We start from the raw sequence: 17,288 nt of genomic DNA on the forward strand, positions 1-17,288 counted from the left end.
TTCAGGTACCTAAGCGCTTAACATCGTTCGATTTTTTAAACCCCTCATTCCTTCGCGCACCCCTCATCCGTCTCGGCGCTATCGCGCCGATCCACCTTCTCCCACAAGGGGAGAAGGGGGCATTGCGCTAGCCCTGCGAAGGCCTGAACCTTGCCACCAGCGTGTGGCTCTCCGCGGCATAGGTGAAGCGCACCTGCGTCACCGGGTGTTCCGCGCTCCAGGTCCTGCGTTCGACCACTAAGCACGGTGCGCCGATTGCAATATCGAGCGCTTCGGCAATGTGCCGGTCAGCCGCCACCGCGCGAATGCGGTGCTCGGCTTCGCTCCACGGCACGCGGCCGATCAGCCAGGGGCCGGGGGCGATATCTAGAAACTCCTCCTCGCCGGCTTCCGCGACAGCGGCGAGATTGATCAGCCGCTGTTCGTGGGCGAACGGGCGCTTGCCGGCGAAATGCCGGCATTCCAGCGCCAGCACCTGTCCGGCGGCGCCGAGTTCCAGCAAGCCACGATCCTCGGCACTGCTGCGCCTTTTCTGCCGCGCCACGCGCTCGTAGCGATAAGGTAGCCCGAGCGCCTCGACCTCGATTCTGATGTCGTGGATTTCCAACACCGCGGCTTGCGACTGCGGCTGGCGGACAAAACTGCCGGAACGGCGGCGGCGCTCGATCAGCCCGGCCTTGGCCAGTTGCGAAAGCGCCTTGTTCACCGTCATGCGCGAGCAGTTGTATTCGGCCGTCAGTTCGTGCTCGAACGGGATGCGAAAGCCCGGCGCCCAGACACCGGACAGGATTTTTTCACTGATGTCGGACAGGATGCGCTGGTGCAGCGAGCCGCCACCTTCCACCGCCGCTGTCTCCGTCATGTTCATGCCGAAAGCGCCGTCATCACCTGGCAAAAACGCTCGGCGATTACCTCGCGCCTGGCATGCCGCCCACCGCTGACCTGCTTTTTGCCATGCACCCAGACGCAGTCGACCTTGCCGCCATTGGCAAAGATCCAGGCGTCGAGGATCGCGTCACCTTTCTTGCCAGTCAGCGAGGGATGGTTCTGGTCGAGCGAGACGAAATCAGCTGGGCCACCGGCGGCGATCCGCGACGGACCGGCGCCAAGTGCCGTGCTGCCGCCGTCAAGCGCGGCGTCGAACAGAGCGCGCCCGGTCGAGCCGCCGGCCACCGCCAGCACATTGCGGGCGCGGTGGGCCAGGCGCTGCGAATATTCGAGCTGGCGCAATTCGTCCGGCAGGCCGATCAGCACATTGGAATCCGAGCCGACGCCGAAGCGTCCGCCATGGTCGATGAACAGCGGCGCGGCAAAGGTGCCGTCGCCGAGATTGGCCTCGGTGATTGGGCATAGGCCGGCAATGGCGCCGCTTTTGGCCATGCCGATGGTCTCAGTCTCGGTCATGTGGGTGGCATGGATCAGGCACCAGCTTTTGTCGATCCCGGCATTGGCGAGCAGCCATTCGACCGGCCGCGCCCCGGACCAGGCCAGACAGTCCTCGACTTCCTTCACCTGCTCGGCGACATGGATGTGGATCGGGCCGTCCGGCACCATCGCCGCAACTGCACCGAGTTCATCCGGAGTTGCGGCGCGCAGACTGTGCGGGGCGACGCCGACGACAGCCTGATTCAACGCGCGAACGGATTCGCGGCTTTTCTCAAGCAAGCGTCCGAAGCGATTCACATCATTGATGAATCGCCGCTGGCCTTCATTGGGCGCAGCGCCGCCAAAAGAAGAATGTGCGTAAAACACCGGCAGCAGCGTCAGGCCGATACCTGTTTCGCCGGCGGCGGCGGCAATGCGCTCGGCCATCTCGGCAAGGTTGGCATAGGGTTTGCCGTCGCGGTCATGGTGGAGATAGTGGAACTCGCCGACACGCGAAAACCCGGCTTCCAGCATCTCGACATAGAGCTGTGCGGCGACCGCCTCGACCTGGTCCGGCGTCATCGACAGCGCGAAGCGATACATCACCTCGCGCCAGCTCCAGAAGCTGTCGGCCGAAGGGCCACGCAATTCGGCAAGGCCGGCCATGCCGCGCTGGAAGGCGTGGCTGTGCAGGTTCGGCATGCCGGGGACAACAATGGCGTGCCGCTCGTCGTAGGCTTGCGGCGAGGAGCCCGGCTCGACGGCCGCGATGCGACCGTCGGTCAACGAAATCCGCACCTTGTCATGCCAGCCATCGGCCAGCAGCGCCTGTTCCGCAAAGATCGACGTCACGTTTTTCTCCGAGTTTCCTGAACATAGCACTTGCAGTGCATTTCAATATGTATATACATAATCGCCATCCAATCAAACGGAAAAAGATGATGGCGGCACAAGACAAAAGCCGGGCAGGGGGCCTTCACCTTTGGCGCAATGCGCGCCTGGCGACGATGGCTGAAGGCGAAGCCGGACTGGGCATCGTCGAGAAGGGCGCGATCGTCGCTCGCGACGGTGTCATCGTCTATGCCGGGCCGGAAGCGGACATGCCGTCAGCCCTTGCTCAGGGCGCCGGGACCACCAATTGCGAAGGCCGCTGGATCACGCCCGGCCTCATCGACTGCCACACCCATCTCGTCCATGCCGGCAACCGCGCCAACGAGTTCGAGATGCGGCTGGCCGGCGCCACCTATGAAGAGGTCGCCCGCGCCGGCGGCGGCATCGTGTCCTCCGTCAAATCCTTGCGTGCCGCCAGCGAAGACGAGCTTGTTGCGCAGACGCTGCCGCGCCTCGATGCGCTGATGGCCGAGGGCGTCACCACAGTAGAGGTAAAGTCGGGTTACGGGCTCGATCTCGAAAATGAACAAAAGTCGCTGCGCGCTGCCCGCCGTCTTGACAAGCAGCGTCCGGTGACGGTCCGCACCACCTTCCTCGGCGCGCATGCGCTGCCGCCGGAAGCCAAGGGCGACAAGGACGCGTTTGTCGATCTGGTCGCCAACACCATCCTGCCGGCTATCGCTGATGAAGGTCTCGCGGACGCCGTCGACGGTTTCTGCGAAGGCATCGCCTTTTCGCCGGAGCAGATTGCGCGCGTCTTCGACAAGGCCGCTGCACTTGGCCTTCCGGTAAAACTCCATGCCGACCAGTTGTCCAATTTGCATGGCGCCGAACTCGCCGCCCGCTATGGCGCGCTGTCGGCCGACCATCTCGAATACACCGACGAGGCCGGCGCCGTGGCGATGGCCAAGGCCGGCACCGTGGCGACCATTCTGCCTGGCGCTTATTACTTCATCCGCGAAACCAAGAAGCCGCCGATCGGCCTGTTTCGCCAGCACGGCGTGAAGATGGCGGTCGCCACCGACAACAATCCCGGCACTTCGCCGCTGACCTCGCTGCTTCTGACCATGAACATGGCCGCGACGTTGTTCGGTCTGACCGTCGAGGAATGCCTGGCCGGCACGACCCGCGAGGCCGCCCGCGCGCTTGGCCTGCTTGGTCAGGCCGGCACACTGGAAGCTGGCAAATCCGCCGACCTGGCGATCTGGGACATCGAGCGCCCGGCCGAACTCGTCTACCGCATGGGCTTCAACCCGCTTCATGCCCGCATCTGGAGAGGACAATGACCGAACTCAACCTGAAGCCCGGCAATGCAACGCTGGCCGACTGGCGTGCAATCTACCGTGGCGCCGTGCCGAAGCTCGACGCCGCTTGCCGTCCCAAGATCAAGGCCAGTGCCGAGGCCGTCGCCCGCATCGTCGCCAAGGGTGAGCCGGTCTATGGCATCAACACCGGCTTCGGCAAACTGGCCAGCGTCCGCATCCCGGCCGCCGATCTGGAAACCCTGCAGCGCAACATCGTTTTGTCGCACGCTGCCGGTGTCGGCGAGCCGATGCCGGTCGCCGTTGTTCGGCTGATGATGGCGCTAAAACTCGCCAGCCTGGCGCAGGGCGCCTCGGGCGTGCGGCCGCAAACCATCGAACTGCTGGAAGCCATGCTCGCCAATGACGTCATTCCCGTGGTGCCTGCGCAAGGCTCGGTCGGCGCTTCCGGCGATCTCGCGCCGCTGTCGCATATGACGGCGGTTATGATCGGCGTCGGCGAATGCTTTACCCCGCATGGCCGTTTCCCGGCCAAGGTCGCCTTCGTTTCGCACGGGCTGGAGCCGGTGACGCTCGGCGCCAAGGAAGGGCTGGCGCTGCTCAACGGCACGCAGTTCTCCACCGCCTATGCGCTGGCCGCTCTGTTCGAGGCCGAAGTGCTTTACCAGTCGGCGCTGGTCGTCGGCGCGCTGTCGACGGATGCCGCCAAGGGTTCCGACGCCCCGTTCGATCCGCGCATTCATCTCCTGAGAAAGCACCCCGGCCAGATCGAGACGGCGGCAGCTTTGCGCAATCTGATGGCCGGCAGCGCCATCCGTGAATCGCACCGCGTCGGCGACGAACGTGTGCAGGACCCGTACTGCCTGCGCTGCCAGCCGCAGGTGATGGGCGCGGCCCTCAGCGTGTTGCGCCAGGCTGCCGATACGCTCGGCACCGAGGCCAATGGCGTCACCGACAATCCGCTGATCTTCGCCGAGGACGATACCGCGCTCTCCGGCGGCAATTTCCACGCCGAGCCGGTGGCGTTCGCCGCCGACATGATCGCGCTCGCGGTCTGCGAGATCGGCTCGCTGTCGGAACGCCGCATCGCCATGCTGGTCGATCCGGCACTGTCCGGCATGCCGGCGTTTTTGACGCCGAAGCCTGGCCTGAACTCCGGCTTCATGATCCCGCAGGTGACCGCGGCAGCACTCGTTTCCGAAAACAAGCAGAAGGCCTATCCGGCATCAGTCGATTCCATCCCGACCTCGGCCAACCAGGAAGACCATGTTTCGATGGCCGCACATGGCGCGCGCCGGCTGATCGGCATGGTGGAGAATGCGACGGCCGTCATCGGCATCGAACTGTTGGCTGCCGCACAGGGCTGCGATTTCCATGCCCCGCTGGCGTCGAGCGCAGCACTTGAAGCGGTGCGCAAACTGGTCCGCGCCGAGGTGCCGCATCTCGACACCGACCGCCATTTCCACCCGGACATGGAAAAGGCAATCGCCATGGTGCGCAGCGGCGCCACCATCAAGGCAGCCGGCGCGGTAACACTGCCTTCGATCTCGGGAGCCTGACATGACCGACTGGCTGACAGTGACGGAAGGCACCGCACCCCTTTTGGTGTCGATCCCGCACACCGGCATCGATCTGGCCGGCCTCGACAACCGGCTGGTGTCGCCCTGGCTTGGCCGCCGCGATTGCGACTGGTGGATCGACAATCTCTATGATTTCGCCACCGGCCTCGGCGCGACGGTCGTGCACACATCGATCTCGCGCACCGTCATTGACGTCAACCGCGATCCGTCCGGTGCTTCGCTCTATCCCGGCCAGACGACGACGACGCTATGCCCGACCGAGACCTTCGACGGCGATCCGCTCTATCTGCCCGGCGCGGAACCGATGCCGTCGGAGATCGACCAGCGCCGCATCGCCTATTTCGTGCCCTACCATGAAATGCTGGCGGCTCAGGCCGTCAGGCTGCGTGGCCTGCATGAAAAGGTCGTCATCTACGATTGCCACTCGATCCGTTCGGTGCTGCCGCGTCTGTTCTATGGCACGCTGCCGGTGTTCAATCTCGGCACCAATGACGGCCAGACCGCCGATCCGACACTGCAGGCGCTGGTCGGCCAGATCATGGCCGAAAGCGGTGAGAGCAATGTCATCAACGGCCGTTTCAAGGGCGGCTGGATCACGCGCTACTTCGGCAATCCGCAAGGCGGCTACCATGCGCTGCAGATGGAACTTGCCGATCGCGGCTATTTGCGCGAGCCCGAGGGCAAGGGCGAACCGGACAATTGGCCGGTGCCTTACGATGCCGCGTTTGCCGCGCCGATGCGCGCCACACTGACCAAAATCCTCCAATCCGCCATTGACTGGGCCGGGCGCTGAGACGCCGCCTTACTCGAAAGGGACAATGATGAACAATCCTCGCCACAACATCCGCGAAGTGCGTGCGCCGCGCGGCGACAAGCTCAACGCGAAATACTGGACCACAGAAGCGCCGCTGCGCATGCTGATGAACAACCTCGATCCCGATGTCGCCGAAAACCCCAACGAACTGGTCGTCTATGGCGGCATCGGCCGTGCCGCGCGCACCTGGAACGATTTCGACAGCATCGTCGCCTCGCTGAAGACCCTCAATGAGGACGAGACGCTGCTGGTGCAATCCGGCAAGCCGGTCGGCGTCTTCCGCACCCATGCCGATGCGCCGCGCGTGCTCATCGCCAACTCCAACATCGTGCCGCACTGGGCGACCTGGGACAAATTCAACGAGCTCGATAAGAAGGGCCTGATGATGTACGGCCAGATGACGGCCGGCTCGTGGATCTATATCGGCACCCAAGGCATTGTGCAGGGCACTTACGAGACCTTCGTCGAAGCCGGCCGCCAGCACTACAATGGCAATCTCAAGGGCAAGTGGATACTGACCGCCGGTCTCGGTGGCATGGGCGGCGCCCAGCCTCTGGCCGCCGTCATGGCCGGCGCCTGCTGCCTGGCCATCGAATGCAATCCGGACTCCATCGATTTCCGCCTGCGCACCCGCTATGTCGACGAGAAGGCGGAGACGCTCGACGAAGCCATGGAAATGATCGAGCGCTGGACCAAGGCCGGCGAGGCGAAGTCGGTCGGCCTGCTCGGCAATGCGGCCGAGATCGTGCCGGAAATTTTCCGCCGCGGCATTCGCCCCGACATGGTCACCGACCAGACCTCGGCACATGACCCGATCAACGGCTATCTGCCCAAGGGCTGGACGATGGCCGAATGGCGCGAGAAGCGCGTCAGCGACCCCAAGGCGGTCGAAAAGGCGGCGCGCGCTTCGATGCGCGAGCATGTCGAGGCGATGGTCGCCTTCTGGAACGCCGGCGTGCCGACGCTCGACTATGGCAACAACATCCGCCAGGTCGCCAAGGACGAAGGGTTCGAGAACGCTTTCGCCTTCCCGGGCTTCGTGCCGGCCTATATCAGACCGCTGTTCTGCCGGGGCATCGGTCCGTTCCGCTGGGCAGCCCTTTCGGGCGATCCCGAGGATATCTACAAGACCGACGCCAAGGTGCGCGAACTCACCCCCGGCAACACCCATCTGCACAATTGGCTGGACATGGCGCGCGAGCGCATCGCCTTCCAGGGTCTGCCGGCGCGCATCTGCTGGGTCGGCCTCGGCGACCGCCACAGGTTGGGCCTCGCCTTCAACGAGATGGTGGCCAAGGGCGAACTCAAGGCGCCGGTCGTGATCGGCCGCGACCACCTCGATTCCGGCTCGGTCGCTTCGCCGAACCGCGAGACGGAAGCGATGAAGGACGGCTCCGACGCCGTCTCCGACTGGCCGCTGCTCAACGCGCTGCTCAACACCGCGTCGGGCGCCACCTGGGTGTCGCTGCATCATGGCGGCGGCGTCGGCATGGGCTTTTCGCAGCATTCCGGCATGGTCATCGTTGCCGACGGCACGCCGGACGCCGCAAGGCGCCTGGAGCGCGTGTTGTGGAACGATCCGGCGACCGGCGTCATGCGCCACGCCGACGCCGGCTACGACATCGCCATTGAATGCGCCAAGGAGCACCAGCTCAATCTGCCCGGCATTCTCGGCTGATTGGCGATGCGCATCCTTCGTGCCGCCGACTACCGCACCATGCCGTGGAAGAATGGCGGCGGCACGACAACCGAGATCGCCGTTTCACCTGACGGCGCCGGGCTCGACGATTTCGACTGGCGCGTCTCGATGGCGCGCGTCGAAGGCGGCGGCCCGTTCTCCGGCTTTGCCGGCGTCGACCGCACGCTGGCCGTGCTGGAAGGCGAGGGGATCGTGCTCGACATAGCTGGTCGGGAGCCGGCGCGGCTGACAGGAGCCTCAGCGCCGCCTTCCTTCCCGGCCGATGTGGCGACCACAGCCGCACTGATCGCCGGCCCGATCACCGACCTCAACGTCATGACCCGCCGCGGGCGGGCCACGCACACGGTCGAGCGCCTCATGGTTTCAGCCCCGACCGATATCCGTCCGACCACCGCAACGACCCTTATCCTGCCGCTCGACGGCGAGGTCGGCGTGAGCGGCCTGACACCTTCCCGGCTTGGACCCCGCGATACGCTCCTGATCGGCACGGACGTCGCGAAATTGCGCCTGGAGCCAGCACGGCCGACGACCGTGTTCGTGATCCGGATCGCCAGCCTGGCCTAGCCGCGCCGCCAGCAACGATTAACGCCTGTTGCCAAACATGATCGCACGCCGGAGAAATCTGGCGTAAGCTGTTGCCTGGATCACGAAAAAGCCTGAATCCTTCCGTCGTTCCAAGGCGGACGGGAGGGTAGGGGTGCTCGTCCTTGTTTGTCGAAAACCCCTCCTTGAAATGTCGAAGGGATAACGCCCCTGGCGTGGTGCGAAGCAAAACTTTCGGCCAGTGTAATCATGCAACCAATTGCATTTGAAACGGTTTTAGGGACATTGCCGTGGCGGTGACGCCGCATCGCGTCCCCCATGCGGAATTTTCAATGAATATCCAGACAAATCCTGCCCATATCGAAAAGACCAGCGCCAGCTTCCCGGTGATCACCGAAGAGCCGATACGCTCCAATTTCCTGCCCGAAGAGCGGCTGCGCGCGCTGGGCGAAGGCCTTGCCAAGGGCGACATCAAGGACCTGTTCGGCCTGACGCCGTTCGAGTTCCAGGCCCGCATCCGCGACAGCGCCAAGAAAATCCTCGAGGTCTACCGTTCGACCAATGCCGCCCAGGCCAGGGGCGAAACCATCACGCCAGCCGCGCAATGGCTGCTCGACAACAATTATCTGGTCGAGGAGACCATCTTCCAGGTCAAGCGCGACCTGCCGCGCCGCTTCTACCGGCAGTTGCCGACCCTGAAACTGTCCGATGGCGCCACCGTTCCGCGCGCGCTGGCCCTCGCCTGGAGCTACGTCGCCCATTCCGACAGCTCCGTTTCAGCGACCATGTTCAAATCCATCGTCGAGGGTTTTCAGTCGGTCGAGCCGCTGAAGATCGGTGAACTCTGGGCGCTGCCGTCGCTGCTGCGCTTCGTGCTGATCGAAAACCTGCGCCGCATCGCCGTGCGCGTCGACCGCACCAGGCAGATGCGCCATATCGCCAACGAGGTCGCCGACCGCGTGCTGGCGACCGACGACAATGCCGACCGCCAGAAGATCCTGTCGAGCTACGGCGCGCATGCCCAGGACACCACCTTTGCCACCCAGTTGCTCTACCGCCTGCGCGACGGCTCGCAAAATGCCGGCAGGGCGCTCGAATGGCTGGAGGTCGAGCTTGAGAAGACCGGCTCCGACGCCGAGGAAATCATCATTTCCGAACATCGCACGCTGTCCAGCGGCAATGTCACCACCGGCAACATCATCCGCGGCCTGCGCCTCATCAACGACGTCGACTGGACGGTGTGGTTCGAAGGCGTCAGCCGCATCGACACGCTGCTGCGCGAGCGCACCGATTTCGCCGCGCTCGATTTCTTTTCGCGCGACCAGTACCGCACGTCGATCGAGCAACTGGCGCGCCGCTCCGACCTTTCCGAATTCCGCGTCGCCGAAAAGGCGATCGAGTTGGCCAGCCATGTCCCCGGCGTCACCGATGCCTCAGGCGTGCCGGATGCAGCAGCCGATCCGGCCATGCATACCGATGTCGGCTTCTTCCTCGTCGGGCCGCGCCGGCCGGAGCTGGAAAAGGCGATCGGCTACCGGCCGCCTTTCTATGTCACCTTCAAGCGCGCCTTCACCGCCACCGGCTGGCTCGGCATCGTCGTGCCGGTCTTCCTGTTGACGGTGCTGCTGCTCGTTCTCTCCGGCAACGCACTGGCCCATCTCGGCCTGTCTGTGGCATCGATCACGCTGATGCTGGCGCTGTTTGCGGTGCCGGCCAGCGAAGGCGCGCTCGCCTTCTTCAACACCGTCGTTTCGCTGTTCCTGAAGCCGACCAGGCTTGTCGGCTATGATTACAAGCACGGCATCCCGGCCGCCTCACGCACGCTGGTCGTGGTTCCCTCGCTGATCGGTTCGCGCGACGATGTCGAGGAAAACATCCGCAACATCGAGGTCCATCATCTCGCCAATACGGCCGAAGAGATCCATTTCGCGCTGCTCTCAGACTGGCCGGATTCCAAGACCGAGATCGACGCCGCCGACATCGAAATCCTGCAATACGCCCGCGACGAGATCGCCAGGCTCAATGCGCGCTACCCCTCGGAAGGCGCGCCGCGCTTTTATATCCTGCACCGCCGCCGGCTCTACAACCAGGCGCAGGGCGCCTGGATGGGTTGGGAACGCAAGCGCGGCAAGCTGCATGAGCTGAACCTTTTGCTGCGTGGCGACAGCGACACCACCTTCCTGCCGCTCGACGTGCCGCTGCCGGAAAAGGTCGTCTATGTCATGACGCTCGACGCCGACACGCGCACCACGCGCGACGCGGTGTCGTCGCTGGTCGGCAAGCTCGCCCATCCGCTCAACCGTCCGCATTTCGACACGGCCAAGCGTGTCGTCACCGCCGGCTACACTATCCTGCAGCCGCGCATCACAGCCTCGCTCACCAGCGGCGACGACGCCTCTTTCTTCCAGCGCGTCTTCTCGTCCAACAGCGGTCTCGACCCTTACGTCTTTGCGGTGTCCGATCTCTACCAGGACGTCTTCAGCGACGGCTCCTTCACCGGCAAGGGCCTCTATCACGTCGACGCTTTCGAGGCGGCGCTGAAGGGCCGCATCGAGGAAAACACCATCCTCAGCCACGATCTGCTCGAAGGCGCGCTGGCGCGTGCCGCACTCGTCACCGACGTTGAACTGGTCGAGGATTATCCGACCCGCTATTCCGTCGATGCCTCGCGCCACCACCGCTGGGCGCGTGGTGACTGGCAGCTGCTCAGCTTCATCTTCTCACCGCGTTCGGGCGTGCCGGCGCTGTCGCGCTGGAAGATGGTCGACAATCTGCGCCGCTCGCTGACCCCGATCTTCTGGGTGATGGCGGCGATCGCCGGCTGGACGCTGCTGCCGTTCACGCAGGCTGCGCAATGGCAGGCACTGCTGATCCTCTCGCTGTTCATGGCGCCGACTTTCGATGTCATCAACGCCATCTTGCCCAAGAGCGGCGACCAGACGCCGCGCGGCCATTTCTCCGCTCTGGCGCGCGACACGGTCTTTGGCACAGCACTTGTGGCGCTGAAAGTGCTGCTGATGGCGCACAACGCCTGGATGATGGGCGATGCTATTGTGCGCACGCTCTACCGCCTGTTCGTCAGCCGCCAGAACCTTCTGGAATGGCGCACGGCGTCGCAGGCGCACAAGGGCGGCGACAACGACCTCGGCTCCTATTACAGCATGATGTATGGCGCCGTGATCATCGGCGTCGTCGGTCTCGCCATTCCCGTGCTGGCCGATTCCACCGGCGCCTTCGTTGCCTTCTTCTTCGCCTTGTTCTGGATCGGCTCGCCGGCGGTCGCCTGCTGGATCAGCCGCTCGGCTGAGACCGAGGATCGCCTGCGCATATCGCAGGCCGATATCCATGCGCTGCGCACCGTGGCGCGCCGCACCTGGCATTATTTCGAAACCTTCGTTACGGCCGAGCATCACAACCTGCCGCCCGACAATTTCCAGGAAAGCCCGGCGCCGGTGGTGGCGCCGCGCACATCGCCGACCAATATCGGCGTCTACCTCCTGTCGGTGGTTTCGGCGCGCGACTTCGGCTGGATAGCGCTCTCCGACGCCATCACCCGCATCGACGCGACGATGACCACCATCGAGAGCATGCCGCGCAATCGTGGCCATCTCTTCAACTGGTACGACACCACGACGCTGAAGCCGCTCTATCCACTCTATATCTCGGCGGTCGACAGCGGTAACCTTGCCGGGCATCTTGTGGCCGTCGCGGCTGCCTGCGCCGAATGGGCGGAAGCGCCGTCCGTCCATCTGCAGGGCGATTTCGAAGGCGTCCTCGACACGGTGACTATCCTCGACGAGAGCCTCGAGGAATTGCCCGACGACCGCCGGCAACTGCGGCCACTGCGCCAGCGGCTCGCCGACCGTCTCGACGGCATGCGGCGGGCTGTCATGACCATCAAAGCGCAGCCGGAGATGGCCTCGATCCGCACCATCAATCTGGCCGTGCTGGCCGGCGAGATCCGCAAGCTCGCCACCGCCATCCACACCGAGGCGGCATCGCAGCGCAGTGATGTCATAGCCGATTGGGCGGCGCGCCTGGAAGCGACCTGCGAGGCGCATGTGCACGACTCGCACAGCGACGAGAATGCTATCGAAGCCTTGCGCGCCAAGCTGCTCGCGCTGCGCGAGCGCTGCCGCCGCTATGCCTTCGAAATGGATTTCTCCTTCCTGATGCGCCAGGAGCGCAAGCTGCTGTCGATCGGCTACCGGGTCGAGGAACACCAACTCGACGAGAGCTGCTACGATCTGCTCGCCTCCGAAGCACGGTTGACCAGCCTGTTTGCCATCGCCAAGGGCGACCTGCCGACCGAGCACTGGTTCCGGCTCGGACGACCCATTGTCGAGATCGGCTTCCAGGGCGCGCTGATGTCCTGGTCGGGCTCGATGTTCGAGTATCTGATGCCGCCGCTGGTGATGAAGGAGCCGCAGGGCTCGATTCTCAACCAGACCAGCAAGCTGATCATCAAGCGCCAGATCCAGTATGCCCGCTCGAAGAACGTGCCGTGGGGTATTTCGGAAGCGGCCTACAACGCCCGCGACCGCGAACTCACCTACCAGTACACCAATTTCGGCGTGCCCGGACTTGGCCTGAAGCGCGGCCTTGGCCAGAACACGGTGATCGCGCCTTACGCCACGATCCTCGCCGCGCAGTTCACGCCGCGCGAATCCGTGCAGAATCTGGTCAGGCTGCGTTCGATCGGCGCGCTGGGAAGGCACGGCTTTTATGACGCTGTCGATTTCACGCCGCAGCGCGTGCCGGAAGGCACCGACCATGCCGTGGTGCTGAACTACATGGCCCACCACTCCGGCATGTCGATCGCCGCCGTTGCCGACGCCATCTTCGAAGGCCGGCTGCGCGACCGTTTCCACAGCGATCCGGTGATCGAGTCTGCCGAACTCCTGCTGCAGGAGAGGGCGCCGCGAGACATCCCGACCGCCACCGTCAGGACCGAAGCCGACGAGCGCTCGAAGGACGAGACCGAGGTCGAAAGCCCGGACTCGCGCATCATCCTCGATCCGCTTAAAGCGCTGCGCGCCACCAGCGTCATGTCCAACGGCCGCTACTCCGTCATGGTCTCGGCGACCGGCTCCGGCTACAGCCGCTGGGGCGAACTCGCCGTCACCCGCTGGCAGCCGGATCCGACCGAGGACCGGCTCGGCTCCTACATCTTCCTCAGGGATGCCGGCAGCGGCGACTGGTGGTCGGCGACCGCCGAGCCGAGGCAGGCGATCGGCGAGCGCGTGCAGACGCTGTTTTCCGACGACAAGGCGAGCTTCGTCAAAACGGTGGGCTCGCTGCGTTCCGAGGTCGAGTGTATCGTCATCTCGGAAGGCAATGGCGAGGGACGGCGCGTCACGCTCTACAATGACGGCGCCACTGATCGGCACATCGAGGTGACCTCATTCGCCGAGCTGGTGCTGGGCAACGAGGCCTCGGACAATGCCCATCCGGCGTTCTCGAAAATGTTCATCGAGACCGAGATATCAGCCAACAACGGCGCCATCTTCGCCACAAGGCGCAAGCGCGACAAGAACGAGCCGGACCTCACCATGGTGCATTTCGTCACCGATCCCTCGGGATCGGCGCGCGATGCCGAGGCCGAAACCGACCGCCGCGTCTTCATCGGCCGCGGCCGCACCATCGCCGAGGCCGCAGCTTTCGACCCCGGCGCCAAGCTTGGCGGCCATCACGGCTTCACGCTCGATCCGGTCGCGGCACTTCGCCGCCAGGTGCGGGTGCCGGCCAACAAGAAGATCTCATTGACCTTCTGGACCGCCGTCGGCGCCAACCGCGCCGAGCTGGACGAGGCCATCGCCAGGCTCGACCATCCCGAAAGCTTTGCTCGCCAGGCGATGCTCGCCTGGACCCGCAGCCAGGTGCAGACCCGCCATCTTGGTCTGAGCCTGACCGACGCCGCCAATGTACAGAAGCTGGCGCGCTATCTGATCTATCCCGATCCGTTCCTGCGCCTGCCGGCCGAATCTATCGCTTCGGGGCTGGGCAAGCAGTCCAGCCTGTGGCCGACCAGCATTTCGGGCGACTTCCCGATCTTCCTGGTCCGCATAGGCGACGTCGCCGACCTCGAGATCGTCGCCCAGGCGCTGCGCTTCCAGGAGTATATGCGCGCCCGCGGCATGATGATCGACTTCGTCGTCGTCAACGAGCAGGCCTCGTCCTATGTGCAGGACCTGCAACGCGCGGTCGAGACGCTGTGCGAAAACAGCCGCCTGCGCGGCAAGGAACTCGGGCCGCGCCAGCACATTTTTGCCGTGCGCCGCGACCTGATGGACGAGGCGACCTACAAAACGCTGCTGGCAGTTGCCCGTGTGGTTCTGCACACCCGCAACGGCACCATCTTCGACCAGATCGAGCGCGCCGAGGCGGCAGCCCTGCAGGCCCGCGATGCCTTGCAGCCGGCGGGTGCCGTGACCCTTCGCGAAACGGCTCTGCCAGTGCCGGTGGCGCCTGCTTACCATGCTGCGTCAGACACCAGTGCCGACGGCAGCGGGCTTAGCCAATGGAACGGCTTCGGCGGTTTCGAAGGCGATGGCCGCCACTACGTGACCCGTCTCGCCGGCCGGCGCACGACGCCGCAGCCCTGGATCAACGTCGTTTCCAACGCCTCGTTCGGCTTCCATGTTTCGGCCGAAGGCGCCGCCTTCACCTGGAGCCGCAACAGCCGCGACTACCAGCTGACGCCATGGTCCAACGATCCGGTCACCAACCGGCCAGGTGAGGGCGTCTATATCTACGACCACGCCAGCGGCAAGGCGTTTTCGCCGCTCGCTGCCGTGGTGCGCGATCCCGCCATGACTTACGAGACATGGCACGGCCAGGGCTTCTCGACTTTCCGGTCGAAGCGCGGTCCGCTGTCGATGGATCTGACCCATGTCGTCGATCCCGCCGATCCGGTGAAGATCACGCGCCTGCGTATCCAGAATTCGGGCTCGGCACCGGCGCGGCTGCGTGTCTATGCCTATGCCGAATGGGTTCTCGGCAGCCATCGCTCAAGCACGGCGGCGACCATCATTCCGTCGAGGGATTCAGTGACCGGCGCGCTTCTGGCGCAAAATCCGTACGGGCTCGATTTCGGCGACCGGGTGGCCTTCCTGGCCGCCACCGGTCCGGTGCACTCGGTGACCGCCGATCGTGGCGAATTCATCGGCAGGCAAGGCACCAGCACCTTCCCGCACGCCGTCGTCAGCGGCGCCGGCCTGTCGGGCCGCGTCGAAGCCGGCGACGATCCATGCGCCGCTGTCGCCAGCGACATCGACATCCCCGCCGGCGGCGACGTCACGCTCGTCTGGCTGCTCGGCGACGCAGCCACGCCCGCCGAGGCGAGCGCGCTGGTGCAGACCCATTCGGGCAAGGATTTCGACCAGCGGCTGGCCGATAATGAACGCGTCTGGCGCGGCTTCCTGGACACCATTCAGGTCGAGACGCCGGACAAGGCGCTCGACGCCATGGTCAACCACTGGCTACCCTATCAGAGCCTGGCATGCCGCATCCGCGCCCGCTCGGCCTTCTATCAGGCCAGCGGCGCCTTCGGCTTCCGCGACCAGTTGCAGGATACGCTGGCCTTGCTGGCGCACGATCCGAAACTGGCGCGCGACCAGATCCTCAACGCGGCGCGCCGGCAGTTTCCCGAAGGCGACGTGCAGCATTGGTGGCTGCCGCGCACCGACGCCGGCGTCCGTACCTTGATCTCGGACGACGTGGTTTGGCTGGCGCACGCCACGAACCGCTACATCGAGGTCACCGGCGACAACTCTATCCTCAAGGAGCAACTGCCTTTCATCGACGGGCAGGTGCTGGGCGAGGGCGAGCACGACGCCTTCTTCACGCCGGAAATCTCCAAGACGCATGCCTCGCTCTATGACCATTGCGCGCGGGCGCTCGACCTCGCCGTCAAGCGCAGCAGCCCGGCCGGGCTGCCGCTGATCCTCGGCGGCGACTGGAACGACGGCATGAACCGCGTCGGCGAAGCCGGCAAGGGCGAGAGCGTATGGCTCGGCTGGTTCCTGCTAAAGACGCTGGGCGACTTTGCCGCTGTCGCCAAGGGGCAAAGCGACACCAAGCGGGCGCAGGCCTGGCTGAAGCACGCCGACGTGCTGAAGCGGGCGCTGGAAAGCACCGCCTGGGACGGCCAGTGGTACCGGCGCGGCAGCTATGATGACGGCACGCCGCTCGGCTCGCACAATTCGGACGAGTGCAAGATCGACTCCATCGCCCAGTCGTGGAGCGTGCTCTCCGGCGAGGGCGACCCGGCGCGCTCGACCACGGCGATGCAGCAGGCGACGAACCTGCTCGTCGACGACAAGCTCAAGATCGTCAAGCTTTTCACCCCGGCCTTCCAGAACACGGAAAAGGACCCCGGATACATAAAGAGCTACCCGCCGGGTGTGCGCGAGAACGGTGGCCAGTACACCCACGCGGCGACCTGGTTCGTCATCGCGCTCGCCGAAATGGGCCGCACCGACGATGCCTATCGCTGCTTCTCGATGCTGAACCCCGTCAACCATGCGCTCGACGATGCATCGGCCGAACACTATCGGGTCGAGCCTTACGTCGTCGCCGCCGACATCTATTCGGGTGAAGGCAAGGGCGGCAGGGGAGGCTGGACCTGGTATACGGGCTCGGCAGGATGGCTTTACCGTGCTGCGGTCGAGGGCATTCTGGGCATCGAGCGGCGCGGCAAGCAGATCACGTTCCGGCCCAAACTGCCCACCCACTGGGACGGTTACTCGGCAACGCTCAAGATGCTGGGGGCCGAGGTCAAGGTTCGCGTCATCCGCGACAAAAAGGCCAAGACCATCTCGCTCGAAGTCAATGGAACCAAGACAAAGTCTTCCGGCTTTGAGCCGAAAGCCGGCGACAAGACCGAGGTGGTCGTCAAGATCCCTGCATAAAATCAATGACTTGAAGCTATTCGCGCGCGCCTTTCGGGGCGCGCGTTTCTATTTGGTCATGCGTATGGCGCAAAGCAGCCCTGCTTCTTATGTATTGGCGCTGTCGGCTGTGGGTGATTAAAAATGTGGCAGCCTTGGGCACATGCCATGATTTTGCCGCAAGACTGACATTTCACCTTTTATCTCAAACCGTTAGGTGATCACGACAGATTTCGCAACGTC

8 protein-coding genes are annotated in these 17,288 nt (G+C 64.6%); 6 read left to right on the forward strand and 2 right to left on the reverse strand.

What is annotated here, in order from left to right; translation table 11 throughout:
- Positions 1–127 precede the first annotated feature (127 nt).
- A complete protein-coding gene (hutC, locus tag AC1DYC_RS03375; RefSeq protein ID WP_477403968.1) occupies positions 128–868 on the reverse strand; it encodes a histidine utilization repressor in 741 nt (246 codons plus the stop codon).
- Positions 865–2,217, reverse strand: a complete 1,353-nt coding sequence (locus AC1DYC_RS03380) for a formimidoylglutamate deiminase (RefSeq protein ID WP_477403970.1) — start codon at positions 2,215–2,217, stop codon at positions 865–867. The genes hutC and AC1DYC_RS03380 overlap by 4 nt, the downstream gene beginning before the upstream one ends.
- Before the next feature lie 89 nt (positions 2,218–2,306).
- On the opposite strand from AC1DYC_RS03380, the gene hutI reads away from it, so the two are divergent.
- The 6 genes from hutI to AC1DYC_RS03410 all read left to right on the forward strand — a co-directional run bounded on the left by hutI (position 2,307) and on the right by AC1DYC_RS03410 (position 17,066).
- A complete protein-coding gene (hutI, locus tag AC1DYC_RS03385; RefSeq protein ID WP_477403972.1) occupies positions 2,307–3,542 on the forward strand; it encodes an imidazolonepropionase in 1,236 nt (411 codons plus the stop codon).
- Complete coding sequence (gene hutH / locus AC1DYC_RS03390) at positions 3,539–5,077, forward strand: histidine ammonia-lyase (RefSeq protein WP_477403974.1); 1,539 nt, start codon at positions 3,539–3,541, stop codon at positions 5,075–5,077. Before hutI ends, hutH begins: the two co-directional genes overlap by 4 nt.
- A gap of 1 nt (position 5,078) precedes the next feature.
- Positions 5,079–5,891: an N-formylglutamate deformylase gene (gene hutG, locus AC1DYC_RS03395; protein ID WP_477403976.1), complete on the forward strand. Its 813-nt coding sequence runs from the start codon at positions 5,079–5,081 to the stop codon at positions 5,889–5,891.
- A 28-nt stretch (positions 5,892–5,919) separates the two neighbouring features.
- Positions 5,920–7,590, forward strand: coding sequence for a urocanate hydratase (gene hutU / locus AC1DYC_RS03400; protein WP_477408153.1), 1,671 nt, complete (start codon positions 5,920–5,922; stop codon positions 7,588–7,590).
- A 6-nt stretch (positions 7,591–7,596) separates the two neighbouring features.
- Positions 7,597–8,175: a HutD/Ves family protein gene (locus AC1DYC_RS03405; protein WP_477403978.1), complete on the forward strand. Its 579-nt coding sequence runs from the start codon at positions 7,597–7,599 to the stop codon at positions 8,173–8,175.
- A 311-nt stretch (positions 8,176–8,486) separates the two neighbouring features.
- Entirely contained in the window at positions 8,487–17,066 is an 8,580-nt protein-coding gene (locus AC1DYC_RS03410) for a glycoside hydrolase family 94 protein (protein WP_477403980.1), read from the forward strand.
- Positions 17,067–17,288 lie beyond the last annotated feature (222 nt).

It is taken from the genome of Mesorhizobium sp. P2_E7 (assembly GCF_056403855.1).

What these genes read in the sequence shown, in the direction of transcription:
- hutC (WP_477403968.1), bottom strand. Translation starts at nt 868, where the DNA reads ATGAACATGACGGAGACAGCGGCGGTGGAAGGTGGCGGCTCGCTGCAC.
- AC1DYC_RS03410 (WP_477403980.1), top strand. Translation starts at nt 8,487, where the DNA reads ATGAATATCCAGACAAATCCTGCCCATATCGAAAAGACCAGCGCCAGC.
- hutI (WP_477403972.1), top strand. Translation starts at nt 2,307, where the DNA reads ATGGCGGCACAAGACAAAAGCCGGGCAGGGGGCCTTCACCTTTGGCGC.
- hutG (WP_477403976.1), top strand. Translation starts at nt 5,079, where the DNA reads ATGACCGACTGGCTGACAGTGACGGAAGGCACCGCACCCCTTTTGGTG.
- hutH (WP_477403974.1), top strand. Translation starts at nt 3,539, where the DNA reads ATGACCGAACTCAACCTGAAGCCCGGCAATGCAACGCTGGCCGACTGG.
- AC1DYC_RS03405 (WP_477403978.1), top strand. Translation starts at nt 7,597, where the DNA reads ATGCGCATCCTTCGTGCCGCCGACTACCGCACCATGCCGTGGAAGAAT.
- hutU (WP_477408153.1), top strand. Translation starts at nt 5,920, where the DNA reads ATGAACAATCCTCGCCACAACATCCGCGAAGTGCGTGCGCCGCGCGGC.